Below are 22,432 nucleotides of genomic sequence, written 5' to 3'. Positions count from 1 at the left end.
AGCGTGGAGTTCGTCGACCTGCCCGCCGGGCCGCCGCTCGGCGTGGGCGGCCTGCCCTTCGAGACCACCGAACTCCAGCTGGCACCCGGCACCGCGCTGGTCCTCTACACCGACGGACTCGTCACCGGCCGCGAGCGCGACCTGGAGAACGGACTCGCCGCGCTGCTCGGTTCCCTGGCCAGCGCCCACGCGGGCGGGTCCCCGGAGGAGACCTGCCGGGCCGTGTTCGACGCGCTGGTCCCGTCGCGTCCGAGCGACGACATCGCGCTCCTCGTCGCCCGCACGCGCCTGTTCGAGCCGTCCCGGGTGGCCACCTGGGACGTACCCGACGACCTCGCCGCCGTCTCCCGCATCCGCAACGCATGCACCGACCAGCTCACCGCCTGGGGCCTGGAGGAACTGACCTTCACCATCGAGCTGATCCTCAGCGAGCTGATCACCAACGCCCTCCGCTACGGCGCCGAGCCGATCCGCGTGCGCATGCTGCGCGACACCAGCCTGGTCTGCGAGGTCTCCGACGGCAGCAGCACCGCCCCGCACCTGCGCTACGCCGCCATCATGGACGAGGGCGGCCGGGGCCTGTTCCTGGTGGCCCAGCTGGCCGAGCGGTGGGGAACCAGGTACACGGCACGCGGCAAGGTCATCTGGTCAGAGCAACCGCTGACCGCACCCGAGTACCGGTTCGAGGCGATGCTGCTGTAGCCCCCGCGGGTTTCTCGCCCGGGTATTCGCGTGGTGCCGGCGCTGCTCGTACGTCGCCGTACGCCAGTAGCATGGGCCTGGCTCCAGGGGTGCTACGAAGCAGGGTGCGGTTCAAGCTCGGTGACAGTCCGTCAGTGGTTTGCCGCGACCGGATTGCCGGTCAGGTTGACAGCGGGAGCGGGGTGTCCGCGGGGCCGTTGTGGTCGCTGGAGGGTGGGTCGGACACGATGGGGGGATCGCATGGGATCGCCTGGCCGGAGCGGACCCGGAAGTCGGCCCAGTCGGCACGCCACGGCCTGTGTGTCCCGTCACCGGAGTCGCCCGGACACAACGCCCCGCCGTCGTGCCCGCAGGTCGACCCGACGCGGTGGGCGTGTGACCGGCCGGCCGGAGTCCGCGGTGCTGCTCCCGTCGCTGCGTGTGTGGCTCGGGTCGGTTGCGGCCTTCGCCGCGTTGGTGGTCGTCGTGCTCGGGATCCGGTATGCCGACGAGGGCGAGCCCGGCGGGGCGGACGCGCGGATCGGGGCGGCGGTGGACGGTGTGGGGCCGTCGTGGCGGTCCGTCGCGCTGGCCATGGATTCCCTTGGGGAGCCGGTGGGAGCCGCGACGCTGGTCGCGGCCACTGTCGCGGGCTGCCTGCTGCTTCGGCGTCCTCGCGCGGCGGTGTTCGTCGTCGCCGGCGTCGCCATGGCCGTGGGGACGGCCACGTTGCTGAAGCACCTGGTGGGACGCACCATCCACGGCGGGAACCTGTCCTACCCGAGCGGGCACACCGCCTTCCTCGCCGCGCTCGCCCTCACGGTGGCGATGCTCGCGGCCCGCCGCCGGGGCCGGGACGGGCTCGGCGGCGGGCCGGTCGACGCCTTACGCGTGCTCACTGCGGCGCTGGTCGCCGGCGCCGCCATGGGCTGGGCGCAGGTCGCGCTGGGCGCGCACTACCCGACCGACGTCCTCGGCGGCTGGTGCACCGCGCTGGCGGTGGTACCGGCGACCGCGTGGCTGGTCGACCGGCTGGTCGGTCGGATGACCGACGCCGGTCGGAGGGAGCGTCGCTGACGTCGCGTCACGCCAGTCGGCGGAACACGGGCTTCACCGGCCGCCCGCCCAGCCAGGGGGCGGGGTCAGCGGCGTCCAGTGCCTTCCGGTACACGGCACATGCCTGGGCCACCACGTCGACGGTGTGGTCGATGTCGGCGTCGTCGAGCGCGCTGCTCACCACGAACGACGGGGCCAGCACTCCGCCCGCGAGGAGCTGGCGCAGGAACAGGGTGCGGTACTGCTGCGACGGCTGCCGGTCCTCGTCGAGGGTGGCGAAGACCAGGTTGCTGGCCCGGCCCCGGACGACGAGGTGGTCGCCGACGCCCATGCAGGCGGCGGCCTCGCGGACACCGGCGGCCAACCGCTCGCCGAGGGCGTGCAGCCGAGCGGTGACGCCCTCCTCGACGTAGGTGGTCTGCACGGCCATCGCGGCGGCCAGCGAGTGCGTCTCCGCACCGTGCGTGGTGGACAGCAGGAACACCCGGTCGCCGGAGTGACGCAGCCCGCCCCGCTCCATCAGGTCGCGGCGTCCGGCCAACGCGGAGACGGCGAACCCGTTGCCCAGCGCCTTGCCGAACGTGGAGAGGTCGGGGACGACGCCGTACAGGCCCTGGGCGCCCGCCTCGGACCAGCGGAAGCCGGTGATCATCTCATCGAAGATCAGTACGCAGCCGTGCCGGTCGGCCAGCTCGCGCAGGCCGGCGAGGTACCCGGGCGGCGGCTCGGTGTGACCGGCGGGTTCGAGGATCAGGCAGGCGACCTCGTCCCGGTAGCGGGTGAGCAGCTCCTCCGTGGCGGCCAGGTCCCGGTAGGGGAACGCCACGGTGAGGTCGGTGATCGCGGCCGGAATCCCGGCGGACATCGGCGTGGTGCCGATGAACCAGTCGTCGACGGAGAAGAACGGATGGTCGCCGCAGACGGCCACCCGCGGGCGCCCGGTGACGGCGCGGGCGAGTCGCACCGCGGCGGTGGTGACGTCGGAGCCGTTCTTCGCGAACTTCACCATCTCGGCGGTCGGAACCGTGGCCAGGAAGTGTTCCGCGGCCTCGACCTCCACGATGGACGGCCGGACGAAGTTGCTGCCGCGGTCGAGCTCCCGCCGCACCGCCTCCAGCACGCGTGGGTGGGCGTGGCCGAGGCTGACCGACCGCAGGCCGGAGCCGTACTCGACGTAGCGGTTGCCGTCGACGTCCCACACGTGGGCACCGCGGCCGTGGCTGATGACCGGGGCCAGGTTCTCGGGGTACTGGTCGTCGCCCTTGGCGTAGGTGTGCGCGCCCCCGGGGATCACGGCGTGCAGTTTCTCGTTCGCCGCCCGCGACCGGGGCAGGGCGAACTCTTCGGTGGATTCGGTGTCCACGCGGGCCTCAGCTCTCCTTCTGCCGCAGGACCTCGGCGAGGCTCGGCGCCTCCCGGTCCCGCTTGGACATCGACGTGGGCGGCAGCGGCCAGGGGATGGCGAGCTCCGGATCGTCGAAGGCGATCGTCACGTCCTCGGCCGGATCGTGCGGGCGGTCGATCAGGTACGAGACGTCGGTGGTCTCCGTCAGCGCCTGGAAGCCGTGCGCGCACCCCGCCGGGACGTACACGCTGACCTGCGTCTCGCCGGACAGCTCGAAGAAGGCCACGTTGCGGTAGGTCGGCGAGTCCGGGCGCAGGTCCACGACGACGTCGAAGACCTCCCCGTACGAGCACCGCACCACCTTGGCCTCGCCCGCGCCGGAGCGCAGGTGCAGGCCGCGCAGCACGCCCTTCACCGAGCGGGACACGCTGTGCTGGACGAAGGCGTCCGGAGCGAGGCCCACCGAGCGGAGCACGTCGGCGTCGAAGGTGCGGCAGAAGAAGCCGCGCTCGTCCGCGTACGGGGTCGGTCGGAACATGAACGCGTCGGCGATCGCCGGGACTTCGGTCGCCTTCACGGCGTCTCCCTCGAAGCGTGGGTGTGGTCGGTCGTCGGGAAGAGGGCCGCGGTCAGCGCGCTGAACTGGTCCTCAAGGCGCCGGGTGGCGGCCAGGTTCCGCTCGGCGAGGGTCTGCCGCAGCTCCGGCGAGCGCTTCTCCAGCTCCTGGAACTGCTCGATCAGCCGGTCGGCGTCGACCTCGCGCGCCGGGTGGCAGTAAGTGCCCAGCCCCATCTGGTCCATGAGCGCGTCACTCTTCGCCGCGTAGCTCAGGGCGAGCGTCGGCGTGCCGACCTTCAGCGCGCAGACCAGGTTGTGGTATCTGGTCGCCACTACGGTGTCGGCGGCCGCCGTCTCTTCCATCAGGTCGGCCAGTGAGGCCGTTTCGGCAGCGGTGACCAGCGGCGAGTCCACCGCTTCGAGGATCTCGGCGACCACCGTCGCGTCGACGTCGTCGCCGGTGAGCAGCCGGACCGGCCTGCCGTCCTCGACCAGTGCGCGGACGAAGCGGGTCGTCCCGTCGAGGTAGCGCCGGTGGATCTCCTCGGCCCGGGCCCGGTCGTCGTTGCCGCCGTGGAAGTCCATGACGCCGACGCAGACCACGCCCGGAGTGCCGGAGGGCGCGCTCGCGGGCGGCGTCGGCAGGGCGAAGGCGAGGTCCGGGTGGACCTCGTCCCGCGCGGTGTCCACGCCCATCGCCCGTATCGCGTCGCGGGACAGGGTGTCCCGGTACGACCGGTACGCGGCCAGCCGCGCCGACCAGCGCACCAGGGCCCGGGTCGGCCGGTTGCGGATCGCGGCGGCGCCGACGCCGACCAGCGCCACCCGGGTGCCGAACAGCCGGCCGGACGCGCAGAGCAGGAACAGCGCGTACGGGAAGCCCCACGGCCGCAGCGGCAGCGTGGCCTCCAGGACGCCCATGCCCGGCACGATCACCACGTCGTGCCGGCGCACCCAGGCGGCGGTGCGGACTGCGTCGACGAGTTTGCCCAGCCCCTTCGCCGCGATGGCGCCCGCCCGCGAAGCGGTCCGGTACTCCCCGCGGTACCAGTGCAGCCGCGTCGCGGGGATCCGGTACCGGGCCGCGACGACCTCGGGTCCGCCGCACAACGCGTCCACGACGGCCTCCGGGTGCTCGGTGCGGAGGTAGCCGAGGACGGCCTCCAGCGACCCGTCGTTGCCGAGGTTGCCGGAGCCGAGCAGGCCGAACACCCCGACCCGCAGCGGGGGTCGGTTCATGCCCTCCTCCCCTCGCGTCCGGCCACCAGGGCGTCGACGGAGACCGTGAGCAGGGCCGGCTCGACCGGGGCGCGGTCCTCGACCCGCTCGCCGGCGCCCGGCCGGAGCCGACTGGTCATCCAGGCGGCCAGGTGGCCGTAGCACGTGCGCCGGTCGTCCGCGGACAGCGGAGCCCGCCGGATCGCCGAGGCGAAGCCCCAGACGTACTCGGCGAGCAGCCGGGGCGTCGGGTGCAGCGGGCCCGCCCGGCGCGGGTCCAGGTTGACGCACCGGGAGCGCTTGGAGGGGTTCGCCCGCTCGGCGCGGGTGGGGTGGTCGCGGCGGAAGTACAGCAGCTCCGGCACCTGGTGGAAGGGCCCGTGCAGGGTGATCTCGGCGACGAAGGTGCGGTCCGCGTGGTGGTAGCTGTCGTGCGGCTTCACCCGGCGCAGCACGTCGGCCCGCATCACCCCGTAGAAGTCGTCGCCGCCGGGCTCGAACAGCAGGCTGCGGAAGCGCTCCGGCGCGTGCGGCGAGTCGGTGGCGAGCCCGTACTCGTAGGGGACCTTCACCTGGCCGTCGCCGTCGATGACGGCCTGGCCGGAGTGGGCGAGGATGATCTCCGGTCGCTCGTCCAGCGCCTCCACGCAGCGCAGCAGGAGGTCCCGGGCGTACAGGTCGTCGTGCGAGGCCCACTTGAACAGCTCGCCGCGGCACTGGGTGAACACGTGGTTGTGGTTCGGCGCGGCGCCGATGTTGCGGGGCAGCCGGAGGTAGCGGATGCGCGGGTCCCGCGCGGCGTACTCGCGGCAGATGTCCTGGGTCGCGTCGGTCGAGGCGTTGTCGGAGATGACCAGCTCGAAGTCCTCGTAGGTCTGGCCGAGCAGGGCGTCGAGCGACTCGGCGAGGTATTCCTCGCCGTTGTGGACGGGCAGGCCGATGCTCAGCCGGGGTTGGGCGGTCATGGTGTCCTCACTTCGGGGATGCCGTCCTCTACTTCGGGGGATGGGGCGTGGTGGCGCTCGCGCAGGGCGGTCCGCAGTTGCAGCCACCACAGGGCCGAGCCGCAGGCGGTCGCGGTGGCGACGCCCCAGGCCGAGCCGACCGTGCCGGCCAGGGCCGCCCCGCCGAGCCCCCCGCCGAGGTAGCAGGCGGAGGCGAACAGCTGGCAGCGCAGGCTGCGCCGGGCCGCGGCGAGCGCGCGCAGCCCGGCCGCCGCGCCGCTGCCGAGGCCGGCGCCCGCGACGCCGAGCGTGGCCGGCACGATGAGCTGCGAGGCGGAGTGCCAGACGTCGCCGAGGACGAGCTCGCCGACCCGGTCCGGCATCAGCAGCAGCGCCGCGCCCCACAGCAGCGCGGCGCCGGCCTGCCCGCCGCCCAGCAGGAGGCAGAACCTTCCGAGCCGTTGCGGCGCCTGCCTCAGCACCCGTGCCGCCTCCGCCACGGTGACCAGCGACAGCCCCATCAGCAGTGCGAGGAACGGGCCGAGCAGGAGCTCGGCGCCCCGGACGGCGCCCACCGCGCCGACCCCGGCGATCGCGCCGAGCCCGTACGCCCGCAGCTGGCTCGCGCCGCTGAGGCTGACGTTCTCGACCAGGTACCGGCCGCCGAGGTCGCGCTGCTCGCGGAGCCATCCGCGGGCTCGGGTGACCCGGGGCCGGAGGCCGGACTGGAGGCAGCCGTACCCGGCGGCCACCGCGGCGGAGGCGCCCCAGGCGAGCAGGAAGGCGGCCACGGTGCCCACCCGGGCCGCCACGACCATGGCCGGGACGAGCATGACGCCCTGCACGAGGTCGTTGGCGAAGGCCTTCTTCCCGGTGCCGGCGGCGAAGAACGCGAACCGCCAGGCGTCCTGCAGCAGCAGCGCCGGCAGGGCGACGCCGAGGCACGCGAACGCAGGCCCCACGCTGCCGCCGAGGGCGAGCCCGACCAGCAGGCACACCGCGCCGAGGCTGGCGCCGACGCCCAGCGCGGCGCCCGTCGACCGGGCCGCCGCCGCGCGCCAGGGCGCGTCCGGCACGCCGCTGAAGCGCACCACGAGCGGGTCGGTGGCCAGCCCGCGGGCGACGTTGAGCACCACGCCGTAGGTCAGCCAGGCCAGGCTGAACACGCCGAACGCCGTCACCCCCAGCTCGCGGGCCACGTAGATGCCCACCGCGAAGTTGGTCATGCTGGAGGCCGCCTGGTCGGCCAGTCCCCAGGACAGCCGACCGACGACGGCCCGTTTGCCGGTCGGCCGGGCCGCTCCCGCCGTGGCCGCCGGTGTCGTCGACGTCAACCCCTCGGTGGTCATCGGCGTCACGCCTTGATCAGCCCGGCGCCCTGGAGGGCGCCGGCCGCGACGGCGACGGTGTCGAAGGGCAGCCCGGAGCGCTCGGCGACGTCCAGCAGGCTGTGCTCCCCGTCGGACATGCTGAGCACCCAGAGCATGGCCATCTGCGCCTGCTTCGCGTTGCTGCGGCCGCCGAGCGAGTCGTACAACCCGCGCCGGCCCAGCTGCGGTTCGCCGTACGGGCTGAGGTTGAGGTAGCGCCGGTTGCGGTCGAGCACGGCGAAGGCCTCGCGGCAGACGGCGAGGGTGTCCGCCATCGCCTCCGGCTTGACGAAGTCCGGGTTGTCCGCCGAGGTGTGGTACTCGGGGTACCCGGCGTACGGGGTCCGGCTGAGCGAGCCGACGCCGAGGTCGAACCCGGGCGAGCAGTACTGCCGCTCGTCGTAGCCGTACGGGGTGAACTCGGCGACGCGGTGCGGGCGTTCGGAGGCGGCCAGGACGTGGCGCAGCACCCGGTCGATCTCCGCGTCGCCGCGCCGGCTCTGCTTGTACGTCAGTTGGCCCGGGTCGCCGGCGCATGCCAGCACCAGCCCGTGCTTGACCCGCTCCACCCGCTCCGCGTTGCGGGCCAGCCAGGTGATCGCCCCGATGGTGCCGGGTGCGAAGATGAACCGGTAGGTGTACCAGGGAGTCTGCTGCGCCAACTCCCGCGCCAGGAAGGCCGCCACCGCGATGCCCGCCAGGTTGTCGTTGGCCAGCGACGGGTGGCAGACGTGGCAGGAGACGATCACCTCGTCGGCGACCTGCCCGGGGACGACGTGCTCGGCGTAGGTGAGGTGGCCGTCGGCGAGCGTGGAGTCGATGCGCACCTCGTACTCGCCGTCCGGCAGGGCGTCCAGGGTCTCCTGGGCCAGGCAGAACCCCCATTCGGGCGTGTAGTAGCTGGTGCGGTACGGCACCCAGGTCGGGTGCTCCGGCAGGGTGTGTAGGTGTCCGCGCAGCTCGGTCAGCGGCATGGTCGCCGCCACCGGCACGCTGTAGCCGAGCACGTGCAGGGAGGACGCGGCGAAGTCGACGACCCGGTTGCCGGCGGCGTCGGCGATGTACGCGTCCCGGATGTTCCACTCCTGCGGCACCGTCCAGTCGAGCACCTGCGTGCCGGTCGGCACCTCGTGCACCTGCAGCGGGAGGTACTCGCCGACGATGTCCAGGGTGGCGCGCACACCGTCGCCGGTGATGCTCCGGCACAGCGGGTACAGCCGCTCCACCAGTGCGTGCATCTCCTCGCCGACCGTGGTCACCGGCGCCACCGCAGGGTGTCGTCGACGGTGCCGGCCTCGGAGGCCCGGCGCAGCACGGCCAGCCGGGTGAAGCCGCGTTCGAAGCTCTCCCGGGTCATCCCGAACTTCCGGTAGGCGTCGGCGAGTTCGAGCGCGCCCTGCTTCACCGTCCACTCGCAGTCGAAGCCGGGCAGCGCGGCGCGGAACCGGGAGAAGTCCACCCGGTACGAGCGGGGATCGGCGCCGGCCTCCCCGGTGATCCGCACCTGCGAGCCGTCCACCGCCTCGGCGACCTGCTCGGCGATCTCGGCGACCGTGACGTTGTTGGTCTCGCTGCCGATGTTGAAGGCCCGGTCGTGCACCGCCTGCCGCGGGGCGGTCAGCGCGGCCGCGAAGGCCCGGGCGATGTCGGCGGCGTGCACCAGCGGGCGCCAGGGGGTGCCGTCGGAGAGCACCAGCACCTCGCCGGACAGCAGCGCGTGGCCCACCAGGTTGTTCAGCACGATGTCGGCGCGCAGCCGGGGCGAGTAGCCGAAGGCGGTGGCGTTGCGCATGGACACCGGGGTGAAGTCGTCGTCGGCCAGCTCGTGCAGGTCGTCCTCCACCCGCACCTTGGACTCCGCGTAGGGCGTCACCGGGCGCAGCGGGGCGTCCTCGCCCACCAGGTCGTCGCCGCCGGCGGCGCCGTAGACCGAGCAGGTGGAGGCGTACAGGAAGCGCCGCACCCCGGCGTCGCGGGCCAGCTTCGCCAGCCGTACGGAGGCGTGGTGGTTGATGTCGTAGGTGAGGTCCGGCGCCAGCGAGCCCAGCGGGTCGTTGGACAGCGCGGCCAGGTGGATCACGGCGTCCACCCCGGCCACGTGCTCGGCCGTGACGTCGCGCAGGTCCACCCGGTGCCCCGGCGGGTCCGCGGGCGTCGGGCCGAGGACGCAGTCCGCGAACAGGCCGGCGTCAAGGCCGACGACTTCGTGCCCGGCGGCCGCGAGGACCGGTGCCATCACGGTGCCCAGGTAGCCCTGGTGTCCGGTCAGCAGTACGCGCAAGGTTCAGTCCCCCAGATCGAGAGTGCCCAGATTGAGAGTGAGTTTGGTGACGGCGAACGCCTCGGCGTAGCGCGCGTGGCATTCGATGCCGCGGATCCGCGCCAGCCCGAGGAAGGCCTCCCGGTCGTACCAGGGCCGGTGCCGTTGTGAGGGGTAGTGCCCCTGCAGCAGCCGCACCTTCTGTTCGGCGGTCTCCGGGGACAGCGGCTGGTACGCCACCGGGCGGCCCAGGTCGGCGTCCCACTTGACGATCTCGTAGCCGAGCACGAGGTGGTCGCGGAACGCGGTGGTCACCAGCTGCGCCAGGCCGCGGTGGTCCTGGTGCGCGTCGTCGGTGCGCGGTGCGAGGAGCAGGCCCGGTTCGGTCTGCCCGCGCAGTTCCTCGACCGCGGCCTTGGCCTCGTCCCAGTGCGCGGGCAGCCGGCCGTCCGGCAGCTTGAGCACGGTCAGGCGCAGGTCGGCGCCCGGGCAGAAGGCGGCGAGCGCGGCCCGCTCCTCCTGCTCCCGTTCGCTGCCGCCGCCGGAGAGCACCAGCGCGTCGACGCGCAGACCCGGCCGCGCCCGGCACATCGTCAGCAGGGTGCCGCCGGCGCCGACGGCGATGTCGTCGCAGTGCGCCCCCACCGCGACGATCCGGTCCAGGCCGCCTGACCCTAGCCGGATCACGCGCTCCTCACCCCGCCGCCGGTCGCGCCGGCCCCGGCGCCGTCCCGTTCCCACACGGCCCACGGGCGGTCGCCCCGGGCGTAGGCGGCGTCGAGCGCGGCCCGCTCCTTCACGGTGTCGGTCGGCTTCCAGAAGCCGCGGTGCTGGTGTGCCACCAGCCGTCCGCGCTTGGCCAGTTGGGTGCAGCCGTCGGCGACCAGGTCCCCGTTCTCCGGGATGTGGTCGAAGACCTCCTGGCGGAGTACGAAGTAGCCGCCGTTCTCCCACAGCGGCAGTTCGCTCACCGCGGTGATGCCCCCCACCAGGCCGTCCTCGCCCAGGTCCACGCAGTGGAACGAGGACTGCGGGGGCACCACCATCATCGACGCACCGGCGTCGCGCCGGGAGAACCGGTCGATCATCTCCGGCAGCGGGGCGTCGGTGAGCACGTCGGCGTAGTTGGCGAGGAACATCTCGTCGCCGTCCAGGTGGTGGCGCACCCGGCGCAGCCGCTCTCCGATCGGCGACTCGATGCCGGTCTGCGCGAACGTGATCGTCCAGGAGGCGATGTCGGTGGACAGCAGTTCGGTCCGCCCGCCCCGCAGCACGAAGTCGTTGGACGTCGTCTCCTCGTAGTTGAGGAAGAAGTCCTTGATGTGGTGGGCCCCGTACCCGAGGCACAGGATGAACTCCGTGTGCCCGAAGTACGCGTAGTAGCGCATGACGTGCCAGATCAGCGGCCGCGGGCCGACCATCGCCATCGGCTTGGGCACGTCGTCGGAGGCTCCGCTGCGCATGCGCAGCCCGTAACCGCCGCAGAACAGGACGACCTTCATGGCTTGACCTCGACAATGCTCAGTTCCGGGATGGGGAAGACCAGCCGGCCGCCCCACTCGTGCACGAAGGACAACTGCTCGACCAGCTCGGCCCGCAGGTTCCACGGGAGGACGAGGACGTAGTCCGGCCGGTCGGTGCTGATCCGCTCGGGGGCCAGGATCGGGATGCGGGTGCCCGGGGTGAACCGGCCGTGCTTGTAGGGGTTCCGGTCGACCGTGTACGGGAGCAGGTCGGGCCGGATGCCGCAGTGGTTGAGCAGGGTGTTGCCCTTGCCCGGGGCGCCGTAGCCGACGACCGTCTCGCCGCGCTCGGCCGCGTCGATGAGGAACCGCAGGAGGTCCCGGCGCACCTTGGCCACCCGGGCGGAGAACTCGGTGTACCCGGACAGCTCCTGGAGCCCGGCGGCCTTCTCCCGGTCCAGCACGTCGGCCACCCGCCGGCTCGGCTCGCCGGCCACCTCGGCCGGCCGGGCCCACAGCCGGATGGAGCCGCCGTGGGTGGGCAGCAGCTCGACGTCCACGAGCGTGAGTCCGCCGCTCGCCAGCGCCCGGGTCGCGGACGCGACCGTGTAGTACTGGAAGTGCTCGTGGTAGATCGTGTCGTACTGGTTCTCCTCGATCAGGGTCAGCAGGTGCTGCACCTCGATGGAGACCCAGCCGTCGTCGGACACCAGGGCGCGCAGCCCCCGGGTGAACCCGACCACGTCGGGGATGTGCGCGTACACGTTGTTGGCCACGACCAGGTCCGCCGGCCCGTGCTCGGCGCGGACGGCCGAGCCGGTGGCCGGGTCCAGGAACTCCGTGAGCGTGGGCACACCCGCCTCCCGCGCCGCGGCGCCGACGTTCACCGACGGTTCGATGCCGAGGCAGCGGATCCCCCGGTCCACCACGTGCCTGAGCAGGTACCCGTCGTTGCTCGCGACCTCGACCACGAAGGCGCCGGGGCCGAGACCCAGCCGCTGGACGGCATCGGCGACGAACGTGCGTGCGTGCTCCACCCAGGAGGTCGAGTAGGAGGAGAAGTACGCGTACTGCGTGAACGTCTCCTCCGGCGTGATCAGCGGGGGGATCTGCGCGAGCCAGCAGTCGGTGCAGACCCGCAGGTGCAGCGGGTACGCCGGCTCCGGCCGGTCCAGTTGGTCAGCGGCGAGAAAGCTCTCACACGGCGGGGTCGCCCCCAGATCGACGACGCTCCCCATCGCCGTCGAGCCGCAGAGTCGGCATCGTGTCATTTCCTGCCCCCATTCCTGCCCGCGCGGGTGCCCCGCCGCGAGCCAGCGTTTCCGTTCCCTACCGGCGGTGCGCCGTCCGCGCCGCCGGACCGCACCGCGATCGCGGTGCGGTACCCCTCCACCAGGCGCTCCAGCCCGACGGCCGGGCTGAACCCCTGCTCGTAACGGCGCCGGGCCGCCCGGCCCATCTCCCGGTTGCGGTCCGGCTCGGCCGTGATCCGGCGTATGCAGGACGCGAGCGAGGCCGCCTCGCCCGGCTGGTGCAGCAGCCCGGTCACCCCGTCCTCGACGAGTTCGACGAAGGCGCCGTGACCGGCGGCGACGGCCGGGACCCCGGCCGCCATCGCCTCCACGACCACCAGGCCGAACGCCTCCAGCCACGTCGAGGGAGCCACCACGGCGACCGACCGCGCGACGGCCTGCCGGCACTGGGCCCGGTCGTACAGGCCGACGCACCGCACGTCGTCCCGGCCCGCCGCCCAGGCGGTCACCTCCCGCTCCAGCGGCCCCGCGCCGGCGACCACGAGCGGCACGCCCACACCGCCGTCCGCGGCGATCTCGTCCCACGCGGCCATGAGTAGCCGCACACCCTTGGCCTCCGCGAGTCGGCCGAGATAGAGCAGGTGCTCGCCGGCGCCCGTCCGGCAGGCGCCCGGGTCGGGCACGAAGTTGTGCTTCACCGCCAGCCGCTCGGCCGGCAGGCCGGCCCGCGCCAGGACGTCGCGCTGCGCTGCGGAGATGCAGAAGAACCGCTCCACGCCGGACCACCACCGCCGCCGGTTGACCGCCAGGCTGACCGCGAGCGGCACCGTCGCCAGCCGGGAGTCGCGGTAGCAGCCGTGCCGGACGGCGGGCAGCGGTGACCCCCCGACGCACTCGGTGCACGGCCGGCCGCCGCGCTGCAGCGTGCCCGGCGGGCAGACCTGGGTGTAGTTGTGCAGCGTGGCGACGGCGGGCACGTCGGCGTCGGCGCAGGCGGCCAGCACCGCGGGCGACAGGAGCGGGAAGACGTTGTGGACGTGCACCACGTCCGGCCGTTCGGCGCGCAGCCGGGCGGCGAGCTCCGCTCGGACCGCCGGGTTCCACGGCACCAGCAGCGGCACCGCGGCCTTGCCCAGCAGGGACCGGGCGGCGATGTCGTCGCTGCGCCGCTCGAACACCTCGACCCGGTGGCCGGCCTCGCGCAGCAGCCCCACCTCCTGGTCGACGACCTCGTTCTCCCCGCTCGGCTGCGCCGAGTTGTAGCGGTTGTGCACCACGAGGATGTGCATGCTCACGTTCCCTCCGTTCTCCGGGCCCGTTGCGGTATGCGTCGTCGGGGGATTTCGGGCGTTGCGGGGGGAGCGGCCGCGGCGGGTGCCGCCAGCAGCGAGGCGGCCACGGTCAGATGGAGCAGGTACGGCGAGGCGTCGCCCAGCCCGGCCTCGGTGTACGAGGCGATCGCGCAGTAGCTGATCAGGAAGATCGCGCAGGCCCTCGACAGCGACGGTGGCCGCAGCAAGGCGACGCCGCCCAGCACGATGAAGACCGCCGCCACGACGGTGACGCCGGCCAGGCCCTGTTCGTTGTAGACGGCCAGCCAGCTGTTGTCGATCGGCAGCCCGCCGAACGACTTGTCGCCCAGGCCCATGCCGAATAGCTGCTCCGTGGTCGTCCGGGGTGCTGCCAGCAGGGCGTCCCAGACCTTGGCCCGACCGGTGAGGTTGGAGAAGTTCTCCTGGCTCTGTCCGCGCAGGAACCACGCCTGGAGCAGCGAACTCAGGCCCACCGCGGCCACGGTGGCGCACAGCACCGCCCAGGCGAAGAACCGCCGGGCGGCGGCGCTGGTCAGGATGAGCGAGCCGATCGCCAACGCCAGGCCGATGATCAGGCCGAGCGTGGCCGTCCGGGTGTGGGTCAACGCGAGCAGGACGAGTGACGGCACGATGACCGCCGCCGCACTGGCCCTGGTGGTCCGGCGGTCCAGGAGGAGCAGCACGGTGAGCCCGATGATCACCGCGGCGTACTGTCCGATCTGCGGCGGGGTGAGCGGCCACAACGCGCCGACCAGCCGACCGCCGTAGAGCTCGGGCATAGCCGCGCCCGGTGAGACGACCAGGCCGGCGGCCACCGTCGCGAGCACCGCGAAGTACATCCGGATGTGGTACCGGACGAACGTCTGGCTGCCGTCCCACCAGCGGCTGAGCAGCCACAGCGTGCCGACGAAGAGCGCCAGCCGGAAGCAGCGGAACAGCGCGCCGAACCCGGACTCCAGGTTCGCGCTGGAGATCACGCTCAGCACCAGCATCAGGGTGAGCAGGAACAGGAAGGCGCTGGCCCGGACGCGCAGCCGGAGATTGAGCACGAGCGCCAGCGCGAACGCGGAGACCAGCGCACCCATGGTGGCCATCTGGATGAGGGAGCGGGGCAGCGGGATGATGGTCCGCGCCCCGGCGGAGCCGAGCGTGTTGAGGATCAGCAGCCCCCAGACCAGCTCGACGGTCCTCGGCGGGCCGGCGGGGCGCGGTCGGGCGCCGGGCCGCGTTTCCGCGGTGTCCGGTCCGCCCGGCAGCCCGTCGTGCGTCAGGTCCCGGCCCATCTCAACCACCGGCCTGTGGCCGGAAGGTGCTGCCCGCGTCCTGCTGGTACGGCGTGCCCTGCCACTGCCCGAAGTCGAGCGTCCGGCTCGGGTCGTGGGCGACGAAGCTCCATGGTCCGAGGTAGGCGTTGTCGTGCCAGCGGTTCTGCTGCTTGCCGGTGATCGCCTCGGCCACCGGTTCGCCCTTGTACGGCGACCAGTCCGGATAGGTGCCGTAGTTGGCCAGCACCGCCATGCGGCCGCACTTGACCGTGCACCCGACGACGGACGGGTCCAGCGTGAAGCGGTTGTCGTGGATGTCCACCCGCTGGGTCTTCCACCGGCAGTCGGCGTAGAGCGGTGGGGCGGCGATCGTCGGCTGGGCGCAGCGGTCGGTCTTCTTCACCAGCAGCGTGCAGTCACCGGACGAGGTGTTGGCCGGGCTGTTGCAGAACCGGTCGGCGTTCTCCCACAGGGTGATCCCGGACCAGTTGTCCGCCAGCACGTTCCGGTAGATCTCGATCCTGTCCGTGCGGGCCGGGATCCGTGGTTCGCCGCCGGACTCGGACAGGTAGACGGTCGCGTACGGGAAGTTGTCGCCGCGGTCGGCGGCATTGCGGCCCTCGACCCAGTCGTTCCGCCGGATCGTGTTGTTCCGGATGACCGCGTTGTAGCTGGTCTCGTAGATCAGCGCGGCACCGTCGTTGGCCTCCAGCACGTTGTCCTCGATGCGGAAGTCGTTGTTGTTGGTGTCCGCCCACAACCCGGGTCCGCGGTTGTCGTGCACCCAGTTGCCGCGCACGTCGGCGCCGTTGACGGCCCAGAACTTGACGCCCCCGGTGCAGCCGCAGCCCGGTTGCCGCCGCTCCCACTGGTCGGTGTCGTTGGCCGTGATCTCGTTGCCCTCGACCACCAGATCGCTGACGGGGGCACCGGCCTTGTACGCGTTCATGCCGTACTGCCCGTTGCCGCGCAGGCAGTCGGCGCGGACCCGCTGACGGGCACCGGCCATCAGCCCGGCGCCGGAGTTGTTCTGGATCGTCGCGTGCTCGATCACCCACCCGTCGGCCGAGTCGTGGTTGACCACCCCCTCGTTCTGCGGCGCGACGAAACCCTGCACGGTCAGGTAGCGGATGGTGACGTCGGCGGCGCTGCCGCTGAACGCGTACTCGTTGGTCTTCCGGCCGTCGAGCACCGCGCCCGGCGCGCCGAGGTAGCTGTCCCCCTCCTTGGGGACGACCTGGGCGTACCGGTCCGAGTCGAGCGTGTGCGTCCCCGGTCGGAGCCAGAAGGTGGTGTTCGCGGGGCTGCTCCTGGTCTTCGCCGCCAGGTCACCGACCACCGCCGGGTCGACCGTCACCGCGCCCGCCGGCGCGTTCGCCGGCCCGGCCTCGGGGCTGGCGCACACCTGGGCCGCGGCCACGGCCCCGGATGGCGTGGCGGTCGGCTCCGGCCGGGCGTCCGAACCGCTCGTGCAGCCGGTCGCCAGCAGCAGGGCCAGCGTCAGCGGCGCCGCCGCCCACGCCCCCCGGTGCCGCCTCTTGATCCCCACCCGCCCCCCTAGTCCCGGAACCCGAGCACGGTGGTGAACCCCTCAGCGCCGTCGGCGAAGCCGGTGCCGACCAGCGTGATGGCGGGTTCCTTGCGTCCGAAGCCGGCGGAGTACCAGCCCAGCGGCGGGTTGCTCTCGCCACGGTGCGCCCGCCAGGTCAGCTGCCCGGGCAGGTCGAGCACCGCAGAGCGGTCCTCGCCGTCCCGGGTCCAGGTCAGCACGGCCCGGTTCCCCGTCAGGTCCGCGGCGATCGCCGGGCCGAGGTGGAACGCCAGGCGCACGGCCCGGCGCGGGCCGCGCACCTCGTCGACCACCCGCAGCTCCCGGCTCGCGGCGGTCAGCTCCACCCGGCGGCGGTGCACCGAGGGCTGGTAGCCGTCGTGCTCGGCACACCAGCGGGCCACGGTCTCGTCGGAGGTGTCCGCGACCAGGACACGGGTGCGGGCGTGACGGGTCCACAGGAACGGGCCGCCCGAGGCGGACTGGTCCTCGCCGTCCAGCTCCAGGGTGTTGTGGCCCAGGGTGGAGCGGAAGTAGCGCCGCCACTCGGGCTGCCCGTGGTAGCAGTACGTCCCCGGGTCCGCGAGCACGTCGACCCCGTCGTGGCGGACCTCCACGGACAGCGCGTCCGCGTGGCCGTGCGCGGCGATGGACAGGAACCCGTGCGGGCCGCCGTCGCAGCGGCACCAGATCTCCTCCCCGCCGCGCAGGATGGTCATCCCCGCGTCGGGGAAGTGGACCGGCCGGCTCGCCGGGCGGGTCACGCCGCCGTTCTTCGCGGTGGCGTCCTTCCCGTACGGCCGGATGAGCGCGGCCAGCAGCGGGGTGCGCGCATCGGCGCCGGTCACCTCCGGCCACCAGGGAAGCCGACCGAACACGGCGCCGCCGGTGGCCAGCAGCGAGGCCCAGCGGTCGGTGCCCGCGCCGTCCACGATCAGACCGTGCCCGTCGTCCGCGTCCCCCTGGCGCGGCGGCCGCAACCGATTGTCCACGACGGCCGCGAGCGCGTCGGTCATCCGCAGCAGCACCGACCGGACGGTCGCGGGGACGGGCACGTAGGCCGCGTCCGCCTCGGCCACCGCGGCCAGGCCGAGCTCCAGGACGAGCCCGTGGTACTCGGTGGCCAGCTCGCGGTTGAGGCCGGAGACGAAGGTGTTGGCGCGCAGGTGCCGCTCCAGCGACCGCAGCGCGTCCGAGCGCCAGCGCTCGGAGGAGGGGAACCACCCGAACGCGCAGGCCGCGGCGAACTGCCCGGCCGCCTCGGCGATGACGTGGTTGTTCGCCGAAGACCCCCGGCTGGGGAAGGCGGCCAGCCAGCGCTGGTGGTGCCAGATCTGGTTCAGCGCCACCGGGTTGCCCTCGAACAGCGCGGCCGCGCCCGGCCAGCCGTCGAGCAGCCGGCGGACCCACACCCAGGACAACAGCCGGATGCCCAGCTCGATGCCGCTGATCCAGTGCACGCCGCGCAGCGGTGGGTTGGCCGCCCACCACGACCGCAGGTGCTCGGCCACGCGCCCGGCGTACCGCTCGTTCCCGGTGATCGCGTAGGCGGCGGCGAGCACGGTCAGGTACTGGTGGCGGGACGGCTCCCAGATCTGCTTGATGTCCCCGACCGCGTCCTCGTCCCGGTACGGCACGTCGAAGGCGTAACCGGACGGCGCCCGGCGCCCGGTCTTCGGGTCCAGCCACCAGTCCGGGTCGGCCAGGTCGTCGCGCTCCACCCCGAAGAACTCGGCGTGCCCGTCCATCAGCCGGTCCGCCTCGGCGACGAGACGCTTCGCGGCGTCCGCCGGCACCGCGGCGATCGCCCCGGCGGGCAGGACGGCGGTGAACCGGGCGCCGGTCACTCCCGGGCAGTCCGGCGGCGACACCGACCGCCACCGCCGCCTGCGCACCGCGTCGCCCACCCGGCCGCCGACCTCCTGCGGCCCCATCCGGGACAGGCGCCGCAGGTACCAGCCTGCGCTCATGCTCACAGCGACCTCGCCAGGGTCACCGGCGCGCCGCCGGCCAGGCTCGCCCGCACGGCGAGGGTGGCCGCCGTGGTGGCGACCAGCGACTCCAGCGGCACCGGCATCGGCCCGCCGGTGCGCACGGCCTTGATGAACGAGGCCAGTTCGGCCGACTGGCCCTTGTCCCGGGCCTGGGGCAGCCGCGAGCTGACCCACCGCTTGCGGCCGGCTGTGCTGTCGAAATACACCGAGGCGCGCACGAAGTCGTCGAGCTTGAGCACCCTGCCGTCCGCGACGAGGTCCAGTGTCTCCTTGGGGAAGCCGGGCGCGCCGGTGGTGACGTAGCTGAGGGTGGCGGTGGAGCCGTCCGGGTAGCGCAGCACGATCTGGAGGTCCTCGTTGCCGGACGGGGCGACGGCGTACACCGAGACCGGGTCGGCCTCCAGCAGCCAGCTCGCCGTGTCGATGAAGTGTCCGCCCTCGCCGGCGAACCGTGAGCCCTCCGTGCCCTGTTGGAGGTACCAGCTGCCGTGCTGCAGCCGGCCCGCGTTGACCAGGTAGCGCAGGCTCGCCGGACCGGTCCGGGCGCCGAACCGGTTCCTGGCCTCCCGCAGCAGGGGTGCGAACCTGCGGTTGAAGCCCACCTGCAACCGGTCGTTGCCGGACTCCTCCACCGCCGCGAGCACGCCGGCCAGTTCGTCCTCGGTGAGGGCCAGGGGCTTCTCCACGAACACCGCCTTGCCGGCCAGCAGCGACTTGCGGGTCAGTTCGGCGTGCGAGCTGTGCCGGGTGACCACGAACACCGCGTCGACGGCCGGGTCGCCGAGCACGGCGTCGAGGTCGGTGGTCGCCTGGGCGAAGCCGAACTTCCGCCGCGCGTTGGCCGCGGACAGCGCCGTCGTGGTGACGACCGTGGACAACGTGACGCCGTCGCGCTGTGCCAGGTGCGGCAGCAGCATCGACGTCGCGTAGTTGCCGGCGCCGACGAACGCCAGCCGCACCGGTGCCCCTGCGGATCGGCCGGGCGCGGACCGGGCCGGGGTGGACGCCGTGCCGCCGCGTCGCACTGCGGGCACCGCCACCGCCGGGGCCTGCGCCTTCCCTTCCGCCGCGGGTTCGGGGTACCGGAACAGCACGGCCACGGCCTTCAACTCGCCGTCCTTCAGGCGCTGGTACGTCTCGACGGCGTCCTCGAAGTCGGCGATGTGCGAGATCAAGGGTTCCACGTCGACGCGGCCGCGGGCGAGGAGGTCGAGGAAGCACGCCAGGTTGCGGCGCTCGGTCCAGCGCACGTAGCCGATCGGGTAGTCCCGCCCCTCCAGCTCGTACGACGGGTCGTAGCGCCCGGGGCCGTACGAGCGGGAGAACCGGACGTCGAGCTCCTTCTCGTAGTACGCGTTCCACGGGAGGTCCAGGCGGCACTTGCCGATGTCGACGACCCGGCCCCGGTCCCGGGCCAAGTGGGCGGCCAGCTCGACGGGTTGGTTGCTGCCGCCGCCGGCGGCCAGGTACACCTGGTCCACGCCGTGACCGTCGGTCAGCTCGGCTACGGCGGTCTCCACGGCCGCGGATCCGGGATCGCCGCAGGCCACGGCGCCCAGACGCTCGGCGAGCTCGCAGCGCGCCGGGTCGGGGTCGGCTCCGACGACGCGCACCCCCGAGGCGGCGAGGAGCTGCACCACGAGCTGCCCGATCAGCCCGAGGCCGATGACCAGCGCCACCTCCCCGAGCTGGGGCTCGCCCTGGCGCACGCCCTGCAAGGCGATCGACCCGACGGTGCCGAAGGCCGCGTGCCGCGGCGCGAGGCCGTCCGGCACCGGGGCGTAGAGGTTCTTCGGCACCCAGTTCAGCTCGGCGTGCAACGCGTGCTCGTTGCCGGCGCAGGCCACGAGGTCGCCGACCTTCACATCGTCGATCCCGGCGCCGACCTGCTCGACCACCCCGCACAGCGAGTAGCCCAGCGGCGTGTAGGAGTCCAGCTTGCCCATCACCTTGCGGTAGGTGGCGGGCAGCCCGTTGGTGGCCACGCTCTGCATGACCTTGGCCACCTGGTCCGGACGGGAGCGGGCCTTGCCCAGCATCGACATCCCGGCCTCGGACACCTTCATGAGCTCGGTCCCGGTGGAGATCAGCGAGAAGGCGCTGCGGACCAGCACACCGCCCGGCTTGCATCCCGGCACCGGCACGTCGAGCACCGACAGCTCGCCGCTCTTGTAGTTCTGCACAACCTGTTTCACCGGAAGTCCCCTTGTCCTGAGTCAAGTGAGCTCTAAGCCGTCAAGTGAGTGCTGTGGTTGAGGCCGGAGGTCGCGTCGCGGTACCAGTACTCGAGGGTCAGCACATGCCACAGATGCTTGGAGAAGTCCCGTTGCCCGGCGGCGTCCTCGGCGACGAGCCGCGCCAGCGCGTCGCGGCGCAGGAACCCGGACTGGACGAGCACGCCGTCGTTCACCACCTCGCGCACCAGCGGTGCCAGGTCCCGGCTCATCCAGGCGCGCAGCGGGGCGCTGAACAGGCCCTTGGGCCGGTACACGATCTCCCGGGGCAGGATCGAGGTGGCCGCCTCCTTGAGGACGGCCTTGCCCTGTCGTCCGACGATCTTGCGATCGCCGGGCACGGCGAACGCCGCCTTGACCACCTCGACGTCCACGTACGGCACCCGCACCTCGGTCGACGCGGCCATGCTGGAGCGGTCCGTGTACGCGAGGTTCAGGCCCGGCAGGAACATCCGGGCGTCGCCCAGGCACATGCGGTTGACGAAGTCGTCGAGGTCGTTGTCCTGGTAGACGTCCGCGTGCTCGGTCAGCACGTCCTGGACCGTCCCGGCCAGGTCCGGGTTGACCAGGGCGAGCAGTTCGGCCTGGTCGTACATGGTGTAACTGCGCCGGAACGCCGTCTCCTCCGGCAGATCGGCGAAGGAGAGGAACCGCTTCGCGAACCGCACCGACCGGAACCCCCGGCGGGCCGTGGCGACCGGCAGCCGGTCCACGGTCGCGGACAGGCCGCGCCGAAGCGGCCGCGGGATGCGCTGGTAGCGCAGCGCGAGCTGGTTGGCCAGGTGCTTGCGGTAACCGGCGAACAGCTCGTCGGCACCCATCCCCGAGAGCAGCACCTTGACCCCGGCCTCCCGGGCCGCCGAGCAGATCAGGAAGGTGTTGATCGCGGCGGGGTCGCCGATCGGCTCGTCCAGGTGGTACGTCATCCGCGGCAGCAGGTCGAGCACGTCCGGGGCGATCTCGATCTCATGCAGGTCGACGCCGAACCGCTCGGCCACCCGCCGGGCGTAGCGGAGGTCGTCCGGCATCGCCTCGAACCTGGCGTCCTCGGCGCGGAACCCGATCGTGTAGGCGGAGATCCCGGGGTGGTCGCGGGCCGCCAGCGCGGTCAGGTAGCTGGAGTCCAGGCCGCCGGAGAGGAAGGTTGCCACGGGTACGTCGGAGAGCAGGTGGCGTCGGGTCGACTCCTCGACGATGGCGGCGAGATCCGGCCGCTCACCGGCCCGGGCCCGCTCCCGGCCCTCGGCGGCGACGTCCCGCAGGTGCCAGAACCGGCCGCGCTCCACCCGGCCGTCGGGTTGGCACCGGAGCCAGCTCCCCGGCGGCAGCTTCTCCGCCTCGCGGAACGCGCACCGGGAGTCCGGCACCCAGTAGTACAGCAGCGAGGCCACCAGCGCCGCGTGGTCCACCTCCAGCGACCCGCCGGTGGCGGCGGCCAGCGCCTTGAGCTCGGAGGCGAACACCAGGCCCTCACCGCGCCGGACCAGGAAGAGCGGCTTGATGCCGAGTTGGTCGCGGGCGAGCACCAGGTCACCGGTTCGCTCGTCGAAGATCCCGAACGCGAACATGCCGCGCAGCCGGGGCAGGCAGTCCGTGCCCCAGCGCCGCCAGGCCTCCAGCAGCACCTCGGTGTCGGAGGTGCCACGGAAGCGCACCCCGGCGGCCGCCAGTTCGGCACGCAGCTCGGGCGCGTTGTACAGCTCGCCGTTGTACGTCAGGACGAGGCCGTCCGAGACCATCGGCTGGGCGCCGGTCCCGGACAGGTCGATGATGGCCAGCCGGCGGTGCCCCAGGTGCACTTCGCCGTCACCGACGGGGTGGCTGTACCGGCCCGCCCCGTCCGGACCGCGGTGGGCGAGGGTATCGGTGAGCAGGTCGGTCACGACCTTCCCGTCCGGCCATCGGTACGTGCCTGCGATGCCACACATG

General features: G+C 73.0%; 18 protein-coding genes. 2 read left to right on the top strand and 16 right to left on the bottom strand.

The genetic code is table 11. From position 1 onward, the window contains the following. Positions 1-702, top strand: a 702-nt coding sequence (locus ACZ3UD_RS34570; protein ID WP_465596977.1) for a SpoIIE family protein phosphatase, incomplete at its 5' end; no start/stop codon positions are given. 375 nt (positions 703-1,077) lie between these two features. Beyond that, positions 1,078-1,758, top strand: coding sequence for a phosphatase PAP2 family protein (locus ACZ3UD_RS34565; RefSeq protein ID WP_465596974.1), 681 nt, complete (start codon positions 1,078-1,080; stop codon positions 1,756-1,758). A gap of 7 nt (positions 1,759-1,765) precedes the next feature. On the opposite strand, the gene ACZ3UD_RS34560 is transcribed toward ACZ3UD_RS34565, so the two are convergent. Genes ACZ3UD_RS34560 through asnB form a run of 16 tightly spaced genes read right to left on the bottom strand, consistent with a single transcriptional unit; the run spans position 1,766 to position 22,431 of the window. Further along, positions 1,766-3,100, bottom strand: coding sequence for a glutamate-1-semialdehyde 2,1-aminomutase (locus ACZ3UD_RS34560; RefSeq protein ID WP_465596971.1), 1,335 nt, complete (start codon positions 3,098-3,100; stop codon positions 1,766-1,768). 7 nt (positions 3,101-3,107) lie between these two features. Further along, on the bottom strand, positions 3,108-3,659 hold the full coding sequence (locus ACZ3UD_RS34555) for a dTDP-4-dehydrorhamnose 3,5-epimerase family protein (RefSeq protein ID WP_465596968.1): 552 nt from the start codon (positions 3,657-3,659) through the stop codon (positions 3,108-3,110). After that, the gene (locus ACZ3UD_RS34550; protein WP_465596965.1) at positions 3,656-4,879 is read right to left on the bottom strand and encodes a polysaccharide pyruvyl transferase family protein; all 1,224 of its coding nucleotides are present in this window, start codon (positions 4,877-4,879) and stop codon (positions 3,656-3,658) included. Before ACZ3UD_RS34550 ends, ACZ3UD_RS34555 begins: the two co-directional genes overlap by 4 nt. Then, on the bottom strand, positions 4,876-5,823 hold the full coding sequence (locus ACZ3UD_RS34545; protein ID WP_465596962.1) for a glycosyltransferase family 2 protein: 948 nt from the start codon (positions 5,821-5,823) through the stop codon (positions 4,876-4,878). Before ACZ3UD_RS34545 ends, ACZ3UD_RS34550 begins: the two co-directional genes overlap by 4 nt. After that, entirely contained in the window at positions 5,820-7,151 is a 1,332-nt protein-coding gene (locus tag ACZ3UD_RS34540; RefSeq protein WP_465596959.1) for a hypothetical protein, read from the bottom strand. Before ACZ3UD_RS34540 ends, ACZ3UD_RS34545 begins: the two co-directional genes overlap by 4 nt. Before the next feature lie 5 nt (positions 7,152-7,156). Beyond that, the gene (locus tag ACZ3UD_RS34535; RefSeq protein ID WP_465596956.1) at positions 7,157-8,440 is read right to left on the bottom strand and encodes a DUF4910 domain-containing protein; all 1,284 of its coding nucleotides are present in this window, start codon (positions 8,438-8,440) and stop codon (positions 7,157-7,159) included. Continuing rightward, positions 8,428-9,453, bottom strand: a complete 1,026-nt coding sequence (locus ACZ3UD_RS34530) for an NAD-dependent epimerase/dehydratase family protein (RefSeq protein ID WP_465596953.1) — start codon at positions 9,451-9,453, stop codon at positions 8,428-8,430. Before ACZ3UD_RS34530 ends, ACZ3UD_RS34535 begins: the two co-directional genes overlap by 13 nt. Before the next feature lie 3 nt (positions 9,454-9,456). After that, positions 9,457-10,119 (bottom strand): PIG-L deacetylase family protein, encoded by a 663-nt coding sequence (locus tag ACZ3UD_RS34525; RefSeq protein ID WP_465596950.1) that lies wholly within the window; start codon positions 10,117-10,119, stop codon positions 9,457-9,459. Continuing rightward, positions 10,116-10,934 (bottom strand): glycosyltransferase family protein, encoded by an 819-nt coding sequence (locus tag ACZ3UD_RS34520; protein WP_465596947.1) that lies wholly within the window; start codon positions 10,932-10,934, stop codon positions 10,116-10,118. Before ACZ3UD_RS34520 ends, ACZ3UD_RS34525 begins: the two co-directional genes overlap by 4 nt. Beyond that, entirely contained in the window at positions 10,931-12,166 is a 1,236-nt protein-coding gene (locus ACZ3UD_RS34515; protein WP_465596944.1) for a class I SAM-dependent methyltransferase, read from the bottom strand. Before ACZ3UD_RS34515 ends, ACZ3UD_RS34520 begins: the two co-directional genes overlap by 4 nt. Further along, complete coding sequence (locus tag ACZ3UD_RS34510) at positions 12,163-13,437, bottom strand: glycosyltransferase (RefSeq protein ID WP_465596983.1); 1,275 nt, start codon at positions 13,435-13,437, stop codon at positions 12,163-12,165. Before ACZ3UD_RS34510 ends, ACZ3UD_RS34515 begins: the two co-directional genes overlap by 4 nt. Positions 13,438-13,439: 2 nt before the next feature. After that, complete coding sequence (locus ACZ3UD_RS34505) at positions 13,440-14,744, bottom strand: O-antigen ligase domain-containing protein (RefSeq protein ID WP_465596941.1); 1,305 nt, start codon at positions 14,742-14,744, stop codon at positions 13,440-13,442. A 1-nt stretch (position 14,745) separates the two neighbouring features. Further along, on the bottom strand, positions 14,746-16,275 hold the full coding sequence (locus tag ACZ3UD_RS34500; RefSeq protein ID WP_465596938.1) for a right-handed parallel beta-helix repeat-containing protein: 1,530 nt from the start codon (positions 16,273-16,275) through the stop codon (positions 14,746-14,748). Between the two features lie 8 nt (positions 16,276-16,283). Beyond that, positions 16,284-18,245, bottom strand: coding sequence for an alginate lyase family protein (locus ACZ3UD_RS34495; protein WP_465596935.1), 1,962 nt, complete (start codon positions 18,243-18,245; stop codon positions 16,284-16,286). A gap of 2 nt (positions 18,246-18,247) precedes the next feature. Continuing rightward, positions 18,248-20,464 carry a bi-domain-containing oxidoreductase gene (locus ACZ3UD_RS34490; RefSeq protein WP_465596932.1) on the bottom strand — a complete coding sequence of 739 codons (2,217 nt, stop codon included), beginning with the start codon at positions 20,462-20,464 and terminating at the stop codon, positions 18,248-18,250. Positions 20,465-20,496: 32 nt separating this feature from the next. After that, complete coding sequence (asnB, locus tag ACZ3UD_RS34485; protein ID WP_465596929.1) at positions 20,497-22,431, bottom strand: asparagine synthase (glutamine-hydrolyzing); 1,935 nt, start codon at positions 22,429-22,431, stop codon at positions 20,497-20,499. Position 22,432 lies beyond the last annotated feature (1 nt).

This window comes from Kitasatospora sp. NPDC023118, from assembly GCF_055560875.1.
This window is presented reverse-complemented; position numbering and strand designations above follow the sequence as displayed.